Genomic DNA, 13,410 nt, shown 5'->3' on the forward strand with positions numbered 1-13,410 from the left:
CACACTACGCGGGGGTGCTAACTTTTGCAAGCACTTGCTAGCGCAGGTCAGAATAGGAATTGCGCCACGGTGTAGATGATCAGGCCGGCCAGCGCACCCACCACGGTGCCGTTGATCCGGATGAACTGCAGATCCCGGCCGACGTGCAATTCGATCCGACGACTGGCCTCCTCGGCGTCCCAGCGCTCGATGGTGTCGGTGATGATCGTGGTGATCTCGGCCCCGTATTGACCGACCAGATGCTCTGCTCCGCGCACGATCCAGTTGTCCACCTTGTCGCGCAGCTCGGCGTCGTCGCGCAGCGACTCACCGATACGCATGATCGAATCGGTGATACGCGTGCGCAATGTGCTTGCCGGGTCGTCAACGCCGTCAAGCACCAACCGCTTCAACGTCTTCCACGCGGTCTCGGCCGCGCGGGTGACTTCATCACGCGCCATCAGCTGTTCCTTGACCGCCTCCGCGCGTGCGATCGTCGCGTCATCAGTCTGCAGATCGTTGGCGAACTCGAACAGAAAGCGCGTAGCCGATTGGCGCAGTTCATGATTCGGATCTCGGCGCACCTTGTCGGTGAAGTCCATCAGCTCCCGGTGGATCCGGTCGCCCACCAACTGGTCGACGAATCGCGGTGACCAACTGGGCGAGTCGCGGGTGACGACGCGTTCGATCGTGTCTCCGGCGCCCAGTGCCCATTGGAAGGCCCGGTCGCACAGCAGCTGAATCAGGGCCTCCTGGCGGTTCTCGGCCAACAACTGCGCCAGCACCCGGCCCACAGGCGGCCCCCACTGCGGCTCGGCAAGCCGTTTGACGATGGTGCGGTCGATCACCTGCTGGATGTCCTCGTCGTTGAGCAGTTCCACGACGACCCGCAGCACGGTGCCCGTCTCGGTGGCCACCCGTGCGGCGTGCGACGGTTCGGACAACCACTTGCCCAGCCGGCCGGCCACCTCGGCGTCCCGCAGCTTGGTTTCCACCACCTCCGGGGACAGGAAGTTCTCCCGCACGAAGGTGCCCAGCCCCTCGCCGAGCTGATCCTTCTTGCGTTTGATGATCGCTGTGTGCGGGATCTTCAGCCCCAGTGGATGACGGAACAGCGCCGTGACGGCGAACCAGTCGGCGAGCGCGCCGACCATCCCCGCCTCAGCGGCGGCCCCGACGTAGCCGATCCACGCCGGTCCGCCCTGAGCCTGACCCCACCGGCAGAGGAGGAAAATCACCGTGGCACCGATCAGGAAGCCCAGCGCCACGGCCTTCATCCGGCGCAGCGCACGGCGACGCTGTGCATCCGCTTCCGGGTCGGCCCCGGCGAACGATTCCGCAAACGAGGTGCCGGCGCGGGCCACTCTGTCCGGCAACGCCGGGAGCTCGCGATGTTTTGCCACACCACCATCATCCGCTATCCGGCGACCCAGTTAATGTGACGTCGCCGTTCGAACTGACCGTAGAATCGTCGAGAACGAGGGGACGGACTCCGCGACAGTGGCAGAGCAGACTAACCATGGGCCCGCCAAGACCGATGGTCGGAAGCGACGCTGGCATCAGCACAAGGTTGAGCGCCGCACCGAATTGGTGGACGGCGCGCTCGAGGCCATCCGCCAGCGCGGTCGTGACGTCAGCATGGACGAGATAGCTGCGGAAATCGGCGTCTCCAAGACTGTTTTGTACCGCTACTTCGTCGACAAGAACGACCTGACGACCGCGGTCATGATGCGCTTCGCGCAGACCACCCTGATCCCCAACATGGCCGCCGCGCTGTCGTCGAACCTCGACGGTTTCGACCTCACCCGCGAGATCATCCGGGTGTACGTGGACACCGTCGCCAACGAGCCCGAACCGTACCGATTCGTGATGGCAAACAGTTCGGCCAGCAAAAACAAAGTCATCGCCGACTCGGAGCAAATCATCGCCAGGATGCTCGCGGTGGTGCTGCGCAGGCGCATGAAACGGGCCGGAATGGACACCGGCGGCGTGGAGCCCTGGGCCTACCTGATCGTCGGCGGCGTCCAGTTGGCGACGCACTCATGGATGTCGAATCCTCGGATGACCAGTGGTGAACTGATCGATTACCTGACCATGCTGTGCTGGAACGCACTGTGCGGCATCGTCGAGGCCGGTGGCTCGCTGGATATGTTCAGATCCGTCCCGCACCCTTCCCCGTTGCTGCCGACCAAGCTCACGTGAGGTACGGGCCGAGCAAGGTCCGCGTAGGTGGCCGTCATCTTGCCCGGCCAGTCCTTGTCGTTGTCGGACGTGTCCGGCAACCCGTCGTGGTCGGGCGCGCCGGACGGCGGCGGGGTGCAGGAGGTGGCCTCGGCCGACGGTGACATCGCAGATCCGGCCGGCCCGGAAGCGTCGCAGGAAGATCCTGAGCAGTCCGTCGGCGCAGGCATATCGGCGCTTGCCGTGGCGGTTTCGCGGCGTCGCGGCCTCAGCGGCTGATCGGAAGCTAGTCTCGTCGGCTATGACCGATCTGCCGTCGCAATGGACGCATGAGCCACACAAGATCCTCCGGTTCCGTCCCGGCGACAAGGTCACCGACATCGATACCGATTCCAGCCCGGGGTATTCCGACGGCAAAGACGGCTCCGACGAGGTGCAGGCCGAGCGCAACGAGCGGTTCGCGGGCCTGCAGGAACTGCTCTACGCCAACGGCAAGGCCGGTGGCCACCGCTCCGTGCTGCTGGTGTTGCAAGGCATGGACACCGCGGGCAAGGGCAGCATCGTCAAGCACGTTGTCGGCGCTGCCAATCCGATGGGCATCCGCTACACCAGCTTCGGCGTGCCGACCGAAGAGGAGCGCGCCCACCATTACCTGTGGCGCATCCGCAATGCCCTGCCAGACGCCGGCGACATCGGGGTGTTCGACCGCTCCCACTACGAGGACGTGCTGGTGGTGCGCGTGCACGAGCTCGTGCCGCCAGACGTGTGGGAACCGCGCTACGACGAGATCAACGCGTTCGAGAAAGAGCTCGTCGACTCCGGAACCGCCATCGTCAAGTGCGCGATGTTCCTCTCGCTCGAAGAGCAGAAACGCAGGCTGGCCGAACGCCTCGACCGCCCGGATCGGTACTGGAAATACAACCCGGGCGATCTCGACGAACGCAAGCTGTGGCCGGCCTACCAGGAGGCCTATCAGGCGGTGCTGGACCGGACGTCAACCGACTACGCCCCGTGGTTCGTCATCCCGTGCGACAAGAAGTGGTACAGCCGGCTGGCCATCAACGAGTTGCTGATCGAGGCCATCAAGGGCATGGGGCTATCGTGGCCGCCGCCCGACTTCGACGTCGAGGTGGAGAAGAAGAGGTTGGCGCAGGCCTGACGGTCAGCCTTTGACCAGGGTGAACTGGCCGATGTTGGTGATCCCGCGGCGGAAGAAGTCCGCGCAGCCGGTGAGGTACTTCATGTAGCGGTCGTAGATTTCCTGAGACGTGATGGCGATCGCCTCGTCCCGGTTGGCCACCAGCTTGGCCGCCCACATGTCCAGCGTGCGCGCATAGTGGGGGCGCAGCAGGTGGATGCGCTGCAGATTGAATCCTGACTGGGCCGCAAGCGCTTCGATGTCCTCGACCGCGGGCAGCTGCCCGCCCGGGAAGATCTCGGTGCCGATGAACCGCATGAACTTCAAGTCGCTGATGGTCAGCTTGATTCCGTTCTCACGGAAGAACTTCTGGGTGTGCGCCAGGATCGTGTGCAGCAGCATCCGGCCGTCGTCGGGTAGCAGGTTGTAGGCCTTCTCGAAGAACAGCGGGTACCGCTCGGCCTTGAACGCCTCGAAGGCGCCGATGCTCACGATGCGGTCGACGGGCTCGTCGAACTCCTCCCAGCCCTGCAGCCGCACCTCGATCGAGCGGTTGGTGTCGAGTTTGGCCAGGCGCCGGCGTGCGTACTCCGACTGGTTCTTGCTCAGCGTGATGCCGATGACGTTGACGTCATACTTCTGCACGGCCATCTCGAGGGCGCCACCCCAGCCGCAGCCGACGTCGAGCAGGGTCATGCCGGGTTCGAGGTTGAGCTTGCCCAGGGCGAGGTCGAATTTGGCCAGCTGCGATTCCTCGAGCGTCATGTCGTCGCGCTCGTAGTATCCGCAGGTGTACCCCATGGTCGGGCCGAGGAACAGGGCGAAGAAGTCGTCGGAGACGTCGTAGATCGATTGTGACTCCTCGTAGTAAGGAGTCAGATCCGCATCTACGTTGACCATCTACAGCTACCTTCCAGCTTTCTGTTCACATGGCTGGATGCCTCGGGAAGCAATGCCGCTTCGGCAGTCCCCCAACCAAAACCAGGAGCCTAACCAATTAGACCAGGAAATGCACAAGGCGTGGTGTTACGTCACGGTGAGTACGAGTAAAAGCCTTGTCCGGACTTCTTGCCCAGCATCCCGGCCTCGACCATGCGCAGCAACAGCGGCGGCGGGGCGTACTGCGCGTCCTTGAGTTCGTCGTACATCGAGTCGGCGATGAGCTTCATAGTGTCCAGGCCGATGAGGTCGGAGAGCCGCAGCGGCCCCATCGGATGCGAGAGGCCGGCGACGATCGCCGTGTCGACGTCCTCGACGGTGGCGACCCCGGCCTCGACCATCCGGATCGCGGACAGCAGGTACGGCACCAGGAGCGCGTTGACGACGAATCCCGAGCGGTCGGCGCATCGCACGACCTTCTTTCCGAGGACCTCGCTCGCGAACTGTTCCACCCTGGCGATGGCCCCCTCGGAGGTGACCAGCGTGTTGATCAGTTCGACAAGCGGCAGCACCGGCACCGGGTTGAAGAAGTGCAGGCCCAGCACCCGGCCGGGGTTCTGGGTAGCCGCGGCGATCTTCATGATCGGAATGCTCGAGGTGTTCGACGCCAGCACCGCATCCGGATCGGTGATGATCCGGTCGAGCTCACCGAAGATCTTCGCCTTGACGGCCTCGTCCTCCACAACCGCCTCGATGACAAGCTCGCGGTCAGCCATATCGGCGAGGTCGGTGGTGAACGACAGCCGGGCCAGCGCGGCATCGCGGTCGGCCCCGGAAAGCTTGCCCTTGCTCGCCGCCCGCTCCAGCGAGCCGGTCAGGCGCTGGCGTCCAGCGCCGAGAAGTTCCTCGGTCGGCTCGAACACGACGACATCGGCGCCCGCCTTGGCTGCCACCTCGGCAATGCCAGAGCCCATCTGTCCCGCTCCGACCACGCCAACTCGTTGAATGCTCACTTCGTCTCCTCACGCGTCAGGCCCCGCCCAAATATAGGGACGGGGCCTGACGGCATCGCTGATGGGCCCGCCTGCCGCGAGCGTGCGCCTACTGTCGCTGGTGACGGCGTGTCACCGAGCAGACACGCACGCTCGCGGAGGGGCAATCAGTGGAACTGACCCTCTTCGGTCGAGCCGGCCAGCGCCGTGGTCGAACTGGTCGGGTCCACGGTGGTGGCGATCCGGTCGAAGTAGCCGGCGCCAACCTCACGCTGGTGCTTGGTCGCGGTGTAACCGCGCTCCTCGGCGGCGAATTCGCGCTCCTGCAGCTCGACGTAGGCGGTCATCTGGTTGCGGGCGTAGCCGTAGGCCAGATCGAACATCGAGTAGTTCAGGGCGTGGAAACCGGCCAGCGTGATGAACTGGAACTTGAAGCCCATGGCACCGAGTTCCTTCTGGAACCGGGCGATGGTCGAATCGTCCAGGTGCTTGCGCCAGTTGAACGACGGCGAGCAGTTGTAGGCCAGCATCTGGTCCGGGAACTCGCTCTTGACGCCCTCGGCGAAGCGACGGGCCAGATCCAGGTCCGGGGTACCGGTCTCCATCCAGATCAGATCGGAGTACGGCGCGTATGCCTTGGCGCGGGCGATGCACGACTCGAGGCCGTTGCGCACCCGGTAGAAGCCTTCGGCGGTGCGCTCACCGGTGATGAACGGGCGGTCGCGCTCGTCGACGTCGGAGGTGATGAGGGTGGCGGCCTCGGCGTCGGTGCGGGCGATGACAACGGTCGGCACGTCAGCGACGTCAGCCGCGAGCCGGGCAGACGTCAAAGTGCGGATGTGCTGCTGGGTCGGGATCAGCACCTTGCCCCCGAGGTGGCCGCACTTCTTCTCCGAGGCCAGCTGATCCTCCCAGTGCGAGCCCGCGACACCGGCGGCGATCATCGCCTTCTGCAGTTCGTAGACGTTCAACGCACCACCGAAGCCGGCCTCACCGTCGGCGACGATCGGGGCCAGCCAGTTCTCGACGGAGGTGTCGCCCTCGACCTTGGCGATCTCGTCGGCGCGCAGCAGCGCATTGTTGATGCGGCGGACCACCTGCGGCACCGAGTTGGCCGGGTACAGGCTCTGGTCAGGGTAGGTGTGACCGGACAGGTTGGCGTCACCGGCGACCTGCCAACCCGACAGGTAGATCGCCTTCAGGCCGGCGCGCACCTGCTGGACGGCCATGTTGCCGGTCAGCGCACCGAGCGCGTTGACGAACTCCATGTCGTGCAGCTGGCTCCACAGCACCTCGGCACCACGACGGGCCAGGGTGGCCTCCTCCACGACGCTGCCCTGCAGGGCGACGACGTCGGCCGGGGTGTAGGTACGGGTGACACCATTCCAGCGGGGGTTGGTGTCCCAGTCGCGCTGGATCTCTTCTGCGGTCTTCGGCTGGCCAACGGTGGACGTAGTCATGAGGGGGCCTGCTCCTTCTCAATCGAGGTCGCCACCTTGACGGGAAAGTGAATTGTTAACGTCAACGCAGCTTCGCTTGTGTGCTGAACACGAGCATGCCCCGTACCGTTAGGGCAGTTCAAGCCGTTATCAGTGCCAACTTTCGCCAACGGCACCGATTAGTTTGCAAAGATTGCGAAGGCCATCATCAGCTGAACCGGTTCAGAGGTTACCGTCCAGTAGCACCTTTTCGCAGGTCAGTACGCTTGTACTGTTAAACCGCGCCGATCAGAGCGGGAAGATCGCGGCGAGGGCCTTGATCTCGTCGCCGACGACATATGTGAGCGTTCTAACAGTCCGATCGGTCAGCTCCGGACCGAACTTGTCCGTCGAGCCGGGCGGATACACGTGCAGCAGAATCTCGAGCTTGTCACCGAAGGCCACCGGCGCATCGTGCTCGATGGTCACTCGCAGCGGCGCTTCCAACAACTCGGGGTATGGGGCCAGGAACTCCTCGACCACCTTCCAGTACACCGAGTTGTTGACATGGTCGAACAGGTCGATATCGCTGACCCGAATCGGGAAGTCGCGGATCTCGTTGGCATCCTGGCGCGCCCCGGCGCTCAGGTACGATTTCCAGCGCAACCGGTTGATGTTGGTGGTGCGCTGCAGGTCCTCCATGAAGTCGTCGGAGATCCGCGCCGGGCCCTGGGTCTCCCGGTTGATGTTGATCCAGAAGGCTTCAGATTCGATGAGGCCGCGGCCGCGCACCCCATCTATACGGACCCGCATCTCGCACCAGCGATTCGAGGTCCCCGAGCACCAGCGGCGCATCCGCAACATGTCCTGGAACTCGATGGGCCGGATCAGGTCGACCATCGTGCGCCGGACGATCCACAACGGGTGGGTCTCCTCGTGGCCCATCTCGCGCAACTGGTCCTGACCGATGTCCTGAATGTGGCGGCAGGCGGCGTCCAGCCGCAGCCGGCCCGCCCGGTCGATGTCGCCGACCCGAAGCGGCCATTCCCGGTCGAACACATCGGGGTTCGGATCCGGAACGGGCATCAACGACTTCGCCAACCCGGAGTCTGCGGTGCGCTCCGCTGGACTCATGCGCGATCCGCCTTCGGCTTCTCGCTGGTGCTCATGTGCGGTCGTCCTCTCCCCGTCCCCGCCCAGCGCGATCATGCCAAAGGGCCCCCTGAATGCCAACCAGCCTGCGTTGCCAACGCTGCGAAGATGCTCTTCGCATCCCGTCGGTAGGCTGAAGTGGTGTCCAAGACGTTCGTCGGCTCCCGGATACGACAACTGCGCAGTGAGCGGGGTTTCAGCCAGGCCGCGCTGGCTCAGATGCTGGAGATCTCCCCCAGCTATCTCAACCAGATCGAGCACGATGTCCGGCCGCTGACGGTCGCGGTGCTACTCCGGATCACCGAGGTGTTCGGCGTGGACGCCACGTTCTTCTCGTCCCAGGACGACACCCGGCTGGTGGCGGAGTTGCGCGAAGTGACGATGGACCGCGACCTCGATCTCGACATCGACATGACCGAGGTCGCCGACATCGTCAATACCCATCCCGCCGTCGCCCGCGCGATAGTGAACCTGCATCGCCGCTACCGGATCACCACCGCGCAACTGGCGGCCGCCACCGAGGACCGGTTCAACCTCAACACCGGAGGCAGTGGCACCGGATCGATCTCCATGCCGCACGAGGAGGTTCGCGACTACTTCTACCAGCGGCAAAACTATCTGCACGAACTCGACACCGCCGCAGAGGATCTCACCATCCGGATGCGAATGCACCGCGCCGAGTTGTCGCGTGAGCTGTCCGATCGACTCACGATGGTGCACGGTGTCCACATCATCCGCCGCATCGACCTGGGCGACACGGTGCTGCACCGCTACGACCCGGTGTCCCGCACTCTGGAGATCAGCAATCAGCTGTCGTCCGGCCAGCAGGTGTTCAAGATGGCAACCGAGCTGGCCTATCTAGAGTTCGGCGATTTGATCGATCAGTTGGTCGACGAAGGCAAATTCACCAGCGAGGAGTCCCGCACGCTGGCACGGCTCGGGCTGGCCGGCTACTTCGCGGCGGCGACGATATTGCCATACCGACAGTTCCATGATGTGGCCGAGACCTTCCACTACGACATCGAACGACTCTCGGCCTTCTATCAGGTCAGCTACGAGACGATCTGTCACCGGCTCTCGACGTTGCAGCGACCCTCGATGCGCGGCGTCCCGTTCTCGTTCGTCCGCGTCGACAAAGCCGGCAATATGTCGAAGCGCCAGTCCGCCACCGGTTTTCACTTCTCGTCCGCCGGCGGAACCTGCCCGCTGTGGAACGTCTACGAGACGTTCGCCAATCCCGGCAAGATTCTGGTGCAGATAGCCCAGATGCCTGACGGGCAGAACTACATGTGGGTGGCACGCACGGTCGAACGGCGGGCGTCGCGATACGGCCAGCCGGTCAAGACCTTCGCGATCGGCCTGGGCTGCGAGGCCCGTCATGCCAACCGGCTGGTCTACTCGAAAGGCCTGGACCTGTCGTCGGACAATGCGACGCCGATCGGCTCCGGCTGCCGGGTGTGTGAACGCGACAACTGCCCGCAGCGGGCCTTCCCCGCGCTCGGCCGGGCGCTGGATCTCGACGAGCACCGCAGCACGGTATCGCCCTACCTGGTCAAGGAGTCTTAATGCCCCAACGCATTCCACCCGGCGGCCGTCGTGAGCTCGGCCTGATCAACTGGGGTGTTTCCCGGTTGGGAGCGCGTGCGATTCGCGCTCCGCGCATGCACCTGTTCGATGTCCTGGGGCAGCACAAGCTGCTGTTCCTGTCGTTTCTGCCGTATTCGCACGTGCTGCTGAATTGGGGCAAGCTGCCCAAACGGGACAAGGAACTGGTCATCCTGCGGGTGGCCCACTTACGTGGCTCAGAGTACGAACTGCAGCAGCACCGACGGCTGGCCAGGAGCCGCGGGGTTGATTCCGCACTGCAGGACAAGATCTTTGCCGGCCCGAGTGCGGAGGGACTGACCGATCGCGAGCGGGCATTGCTCACCGCGGTCGACGAGTTCGTGCTGAACCGAGATCTGAGCGATGACACGTTCGCCGATCTGTCGGCACATCTGACCCGCCAGCAGCTGATCGAGTTCTGCGCCGTGGCAGGGCATTACGACGCGATCGCCGCCATTCTGACCACCTTGCGCGTACCGATGGACTTCCCGGACTAGGCCGCGCCGGCGGCTATCCGTGGTAGGGCTTCGCCTTCACCACCGGCGCCGCCTTCGCGGTGGCCAAGGCGGTGGGCGGAATTGTGGTGGTCACGGTGTCGCCCTGCGTCATCGGACCGGGTAGGACCGGCGCCGCCACCGAGGGTGATGGCGGCGGCGCGCCCTCGCCGACCGCGAACCCCGCCAGCGCCATCACAGCACCGCCACCGGCGACAGCCAACAGGATCTTCACCCGCGTATGTGTCGACTCAGCCATGCCGCCCCCTCGTTTCGCCAACCGGCGCCAGCCACGGTCGCCGATCGTGAACGACAGTGAACCCCGCCAGGCTTGAGGCAGCCTGTAATCAACCTGGCGAAGGGCTGGCAGATGCCGCCTACAGGTAGGTGACCCCGAGCACGATGAGCGTGAAGATCACCGGCGAGATCGGCAGGCAGGCCAGGAAAGCCGCCCACGGCATCCGCTTGCGCTGGAAGCTCTGCCACGCCAGAAAGCCGGCGACGGCGGCAACCACGGCGATCACCGCGGCGAGGATCAGCACCCAGAAACTGACCCTCGATGCATCGGTCGCGAACGAGATACCGACGAGCCACAGGACGTGACCCAGCACCAGTCCGCCGATGGCGGCGACGACCGTGGCGGGCCTCAAAAGTTGATCATGTGGCCGGCGAGACCGTGGAAGCATTCCTGGAGTGCCTCCGACAGCGTCGGATGGGTGTGCACGTTGCGGGTCAGCTCGTTGACGGTCAGGTCCCACTTCTGCGCCAGCGTCAACTCGGGCAGAAGCTCGGACACGTCCGGTCCGATCAGGTGGGCACCGAGCAGTTCGCCGTACTTGGCGTCGGCGATGACCTTCACGAATCCGGTGGGGTCGGCCAGTCCGTGCGCCTTGCCGTTGGCGGTGAACGGGAACTTGGCCACCTTTACGTCGTAGCCCTCGTCGCGGGCCTGCTGCTCGGTCAGCCCGAAGCTGGCCACCTGCGGCTGGCAGAACGTGGCGCGCGGCAGCATCCGGTAGTCACCCAACGCCAACGTTTCCGCACCCGCGATGGTCTCGGCGGCCACCACCCCCATCGCCTCGGCGACGTGAGCGAGCATCAGCTTGCCGGTGACGTCGCCGATGGCGTAGATGTGCGGCACGTTGGTGCGCATGTAGTCGTCGATGCCGATCGCCTTGCGGTCGGTCAGCGCCACGCCGGCCTTGTCCAAGCCGAAGCCTTCGATGTTGGGGGCAAAACCGATGGCCTGCAACACCTTGTCGGCCTTGAGTTCCTCGGTCTTGCCGTCCTTGCTCACCGCGACGGTGACTTGGGAGCCATCATCTGTGATGGATTCCACCTTGGTGCCGGTCAGGATCTTCACCCCGAGCTTCTTGTACTGCTTCTCGATCTCCTTGGAGACCTCGGCGTCCTCGTTGGGCAGCGCGCGGGGCAGGAACTCGACGATGGTGACGTCGACGCCGTAGTTCTTCAGCACGTAGGCGAACTCCATGCCGATCGCGCCCGCCCCGGCGATGATGATCGAGCCCGGCAACTCCCGAGACAGGATCTGCTTCTCGTAGGTGACGACGTTCTCGCTCAGCGACGTGCCCGGCACCAGCCGGGTGCTGCTGCCGGTCGCGATGATGGCGTTGTCGAAGGTGACGTCCTCCGTACCGCCTTCGTTGAGATCGACGGTCATGCTGTTGGCGCCGGTGAACTTCCCGTAGCCGTGGATCTCGGTGATCTTGTTCTTCTTCATCAGGTAGTGCACGCCGGCCACCCGGCCCTCGGCGACCTTCCGGCTGCGGTCGAAGGCGGCTCCGTAGTCGAAGGTTGCCTCTCCGCTGATGCCGAACGTCTTGGCGTCCTTGGTGAAGATATGGGCCAGCTCGGCGTTGCGCAGCAACGCCTTCGACGGAATACAACCGACATTGAGGCAGACTCCGCCCCAATACCTGGGTTCGATGATGGCGGTGTTCAGCCCGAGCTGGGCGGCGCGGATCGCCGCGACGTACCCGCCGGGACCGGCTCCGAGAACGACGACGTCATAGTGAGTCACGTCGTCAGCCTATCGTCGGACGGGCAATCCATTCGAAGTAGTAGGCCCCGTGCAACACCGCGGCGGTGGACACTGAGGCCAGCGGCGCCGACATCAGGGCGATGGCCAGCGCCGTTACCGGCGGCCGGTCCTGCACCAGGGAGACCAGGATGCCGCCGACGGAGCAGAAGATCAGGTAGATCAGGACGACGAACACCGCCGGGGTCTTGTTCAGCGATGTGTACCACCAGAAGTAGAAGCCCAGGCCGGCGGCCGCCGCCAGCACCCAGACCGCGGCCACGATGAACACGAACTGCCACCGCTTGAGCAACTGATGCTCGGCCGGGGCCGTCGACGCCGCGGGCGGCACCACGACCGGCTCGGCATGGAGAGACCCGTTGACCGGGCGCATGAAGGCGTCGGTGTCGAAGTTCTCCAACTCGCTGAACGCGATGGACTCCGGGGAGATCTGGGCCTCGGGTTCGTCGGTCAGCGACTTCAGGGGCTCGGGATGCGGTCCGGTGTCGAAGATCGGTGCGTGGGACGGTTCGGTCGACGGAGCGGAAGTCTGGTCAGCCACCGGACACCACCTGAACAAGAACCAGTGCACCCAACCATCCCGGTGCCATCGCCAGGATGAACGCCCCCACGGTGGTGACCCAGCGCCGCCCGGAGAACAGGATGAGCAGCATCCCGATCACGCTGGGCACCGCCACCACCAGGCCCACCACGAGATCGGGGCGAACCGGCGTCTTGACCAACACAGTGGCCACGACCGCCGCGACCAGACCGGTAACGGTGCCGACCAGTAACGCACTTGTGAGCAGCCATGCCCGAGGCAGGGGTATCACCCTTATGAGGGTACGGGTCCGGCAGCGGACTACGGCTGAACGACTCCGGCGTGCCGAGCAGGGATCGCGCAGGCGTCGACCCCCTCCGCGACCACCAGATCGGCCCGCGCCGGCAACCGCGCCCCCCGCTGGTAGTCAGCTCCCGTCAGCGGCGATGCACTGGCCAGCAACTCGTTCTCGGCGTCGCTGAAGGCCCGCCCGCGACTGAGAAAGCGGACACCCTCGGGCGATTCCAGGCTGAACCCGCCGCCGCGTCCGGGAACGATGTCGATCACCAGTTGGGTGTGCTTCCAGGTCTGGAACTGGGGGCCCGAAATCCACACCGGGGCACCCTCGAGCACCTCCAGCAAGACATCACGGTCGCCGACGATGAATTCCCCGTCCGGGTAACACATCGGTGACGAGCCGTCGCAGCAGCCGCCGGACTGATGGAACATCACCGGACCGTGCCGCTGCTGGAGCCGGTGCAGAAGGTCGGCGGCCGCCGCGGTGATCAACGCCCGCGGCGGCGCCTGCCCCCCGTGATTTCGGCGCGCTTTCGTTCGCTGTGCGGCGGAATGCGCGCCGAAATCACTCATCAGAAGAACCCCTGGGCTTTGTTGCTGTAGGAGACGAGCAGGTTCTTGGTCTGCTGGTAGTGGTCGAGCATCATGAGGTGGTTCTCCCGCCCGATGCCGGACTGCTTGTAGCCGCCGAACGCC

17 protein-coding genes are annotated in these 13,410 nt (G+C 64.8%); 5 read left to right on the forward strand and 12 right to left on the reverse strand.

Annotated features, from left to right (window positions below; genetic code table 11):
• Positions 1-47: 47 nt before the first annotated feature.
• Positions 48-1,382 carry a DUF445 domain-containing protein gene (locus ORI27_RS23620; protein ID WP_265999493.1) on the reverse strand — a complete coding sequence of 445 codons (1,335 nt, stop codon included), beginning with the start codon at positions 1,380-1,382 and terminating at the stop codon, positions 48-50.
• A gap of 97 nt (positions 1,383-1,479) precedes the next feature.
• On the opposite strand from ORI27_RS23620, the gene ORI27_RS23625 reads away from it, so the two are divergent.
• The 3 genes from ORI27_RS23625 to ORI27_RS23635 are packed head-to-tail and all read left to right on the forward strand — an operon-like array spanning position 1,480 to position 3,319.
• On the forward strand, positions 1,480-2,181 hold the full coding sequence (locus tag ORI27_RS23625) for a TetR/AcrR family transcriptional regulator (RefSeq protein ID WP_265999494.1): 702 nt from the start codon (positions 1,480-1,482) through the stop codon (positions 2,179-2,181).
• 27 nt (positions 2,182-2,208) lie between these two features.
• Entirely contained in the window at positions 2,209-2,439 is a 231-nt protein-coding gene (locus ORI27_RS23630; protein ID WP_265999495.1) for a hypothetical protein, read from the forward strand.
• Positions 2,440-2,461: 22 nt separating this feature from the next.
• Positions 2,462-3,319 (forward strand): polyphosphate kinase 2 family protein, encoded by an 858-nt coding sequence (locus tag ORI27_RS23635; RefSeq protein ID WP_265999496.1) that lies wholly within the window; start codon positions 2,462-2,464, stop codon positions 3,317-3,319.
• A 3-nt stretch (positions 3,320-3,322) separates the two neighbouring features.
• On the opposite strand, the gene ORI27_RS23640 is transcribed toward ORI27_RS23635, so the two are convergent.
• The 4 genes from ORI27_RS23640 to ORI27_RS23655 all read right to left on the reverse strand — a co-directional run bounded on the left by ORI27_RS23640 (position 3,323) and on the right by ORI27_RS23655 (position 7,721).
• Positions 3,323-4,198 carry a cyclopropane mycolic acid synthase family methyltransferase gene (locus tag ORI27_RS23640; RefSeq protein ID WP_265999497.1) on the reverse strand — a complete coding sequence of 292 codons (876 nt, stop codon included), beginning with the start codon at positions 4,196-4,198 and terminating at the stop codon, positions 3,323-3,325.
• Positions 4,199-4,329: 131 nt separating this feature from the next.
• The gene (locus tag ORI27_RS23645; protein ID WP_265999498.1) at positions 4,330-5,190 is read right to left on the reverse strand and encodes a 3-hydroxybutyryl-CoA dehydrogenase; all 861 of its coding nucleotides are present in this window, start codon (positions 5,188-5,190) and stop codon (positions 4,330-4,332) included.
• A 146-nt stretch (positions 5,191-5,336) separates the two neighbouring features.
• Positions 5,337-6,629 (reverse strand): isocitrate lyase, encoded by a 1,293-nt coding sequence (gene aceA / locus ORI27_RS23650; protein ID WP_265999499.1) that lies wholly within the window; start codon positions 6,627-6,629, stop codon positions 5,337-5,339.
• Between the two features lie 267 nt (positions 6,630-6,896).
• Positions 6,897-7,721: an acyl-[acyl-carrier-protein] thioesterase gene (locus ORI27_RS23655; protein WP_265999500.1), complete on the reverse strand. Its 825-nt coding sequence runs from the start codon at positions 7,719-7,721 to the stop codon at positions 6,897-6,899.
• A 159-nt stretch (positions 7,722-7,880) separates the two neighbouring features.
• Between ORI27_RS23655 and ramB the strand changes: the two genes are divergently transcribed.
• Together ramB and ORI27_RS23665 are read left to right on the forward strand one after the other, a co-directional pair.
• Positions 7,881-9,305 carry an acetate metabolism transcriptional regulator RamB gene (ramB, locus tag ORI27_RS23660; RefSeq protein ID WP_265999501.1) on the forward strand — a complete coding sequence of 475 codons (1,425 nt, stop codon included), beginning with the start codon at positions 7,881-7,883 and terminating at the stop codon, positions 9,303-9,305.
• Positions 9,305-9,841, forward strand: coding sequence for a carboxymuconolactone decarboxylase family protein (locus ORI27_RS23665; protein ID WP_265999502.1), 537 nt, complete (start codon positions 9,305-9,307; stop codon positions 9,839-9,841). The genes ramB and ORI27_RS23665 overlap by 1 nt, the downstream gene beginning before the upstream one ends.
• Positions 9,842-9,854: 13 nt before the next feature.
• Here the strand turns inward: ORI27_RS23665 and ORI27_RS23670 are convergent, their stop codons facing one another.
• The 7 genes from ORI27_RS23670 to ORI27_RS23700 all read right to left on the reverse strand — a co-directional run.
• Positions 9,855-10,097 carry a hypothetical protein gene (locus ORI27_RS23670; protein ID WP_265999503.1) on the reverse strand — a complete coding sequence of 81 codons (243 nt, stop codon included), beginning with the start codon at positions 10,095-10,097 and terminating at the stop codon, positions 9,855-9,857.
• Between the two features lie 118 nt (positions 10,098-10,215).
• The gene (locus ORI27_RS23675; RefSeq protein ID WP_265999504.1) at positions 10,216-10,488 is read right to left on the reverse strand and encodes a hypothetical protein; all 273 of its coding nucleotides are present in this window, start codon (positions 10,486-10,488) and stop codon (positions 10,216-10,218) included.
• The gene (gene lpdA, locus ORI27_RS23680; RefSeq protein WP_265999505.1) at positions 10,485-11,879 is read right to left on the reverse strand and encodes a dihydrolipoyl dehydrogenase; all 1,395 of its coding nucleotides are present in this window, start codon (positions 11,877-11,879) and stop codon (positions 10,485-10,487) included. The genes ORI27_RS23675 and lpdA overlap by 4 nt, the downstream gene beginning before the upstream one ends.
• A 4-nt stretch (positions 11,880-11,883) precedes the next feature.
• Positions 11,884-12,438 (reverse strand): hypothetical protein, encoded by a 555-nt coding sequence (locus ORI27_RS23685; protein ID WP_265999506.1) that lies wholly within the window; start codon positions 12,436-12,438, stop codon positions 11,884-11,886.
• A complete protein-coding gene (locus tag ORI27_RS23690; RefSeq protein ID WP_265999507.1) occupies positions 12,431-12,709 on the reverse strand; it encodes a putative holin in 279 nt (92 codons plus the stop codon). The genes ORI27_RS23685 and ORI27_RS23690 overlap by 8 nt, the downstream gene beginning before the upstream one ends.
• Positions 12,710-12,738: 29 nt before the next feature.
• On the reverse strand, positions 12,739-13,287 hold the full coding sequence (locus ORI27_RS23695) for a DUF779 domain-containing protein (protein WP_265999508.1): 549 nt from the start codon (positions 13,285-13,287) through the stop codon (positions 12,739-12,741).
• The coding region (locus tag ORI27_RS23700; RefSeq protein ID WP_265998694.1) for an aldehyde dehydrogenase family protein at positions 13,287-13,410 on the reverse strand (124 nt) is incomplete at its 5' end. The genes ORI27_RS23700 and ORI27_RS23695, both read right to left, overlap by 1 nt.

Source organism: Mycobacterium pinniadriaticum, assembly GCF_026242045.1.
Lineage (GTDB): Bacteria > Actinomycetota > Actinomycetes > Mycobacteriales > Mycobacteriaceae > Mycobacterium > Mycobacterium pinniadriaticum.

What these genes read in the sequence shown, in the direction of transcription:
- ORI27_RS23655 (WP_265999500.1), bottom strand. Translation starts at nt 7,721, where the DNA reads ATGAGTCCAGCGGAGCGCACCGCAGACTCCGGGTTGGCGAAGTCGTTG.
- ORI27_RS23670 (WP_265999503.1), bottom strand. Translation starts at nt 10,097, where the DNA reads ATGGCTGAGTCGACACATACGCGGGTGAAGATCCTGTTGGCTGTCGCC.
- ORI27_RS23665 (WP_265999502.1), top strand. Translation starts at nt 9,305, where the DNA reads ATGCCCCAACGCATTCCACCCGGCGGCCGTCGTGAGCTCGGCCTGATC.
- aceA (WP_265999499.1), bottom strand. Translation starts at nt 6,629, where the DNA reads ATGACTACGTCCACCGTTGGCCAGCCGAAGACCGCAGAAGAGATCCAG.
- ORI27_RS23695 (WP_265999508.1), bottom strand. Translation starts at nt 13,287, where the DNA reads ATGAGTGATTTCGGCGCGCATTCCGCCGCACAGCGAACGAAAGCGCGC.
- ORI27_RS23635 (WP_265999496.1), top strand. Translation starts at nt 2,462, where the DNA reads ATGACCGATCTGCCGTCGCAATGGACGCATGAGCCACACAAGATCCTC.
- ORI27_RS23640 (WP_265999497.1), bottom strand. Translation starts at nt 4,198, where the DNA reads ATGGTCAACGTAGATGCGGATCTGACTCCTTACTACGAGGAGTCACAA.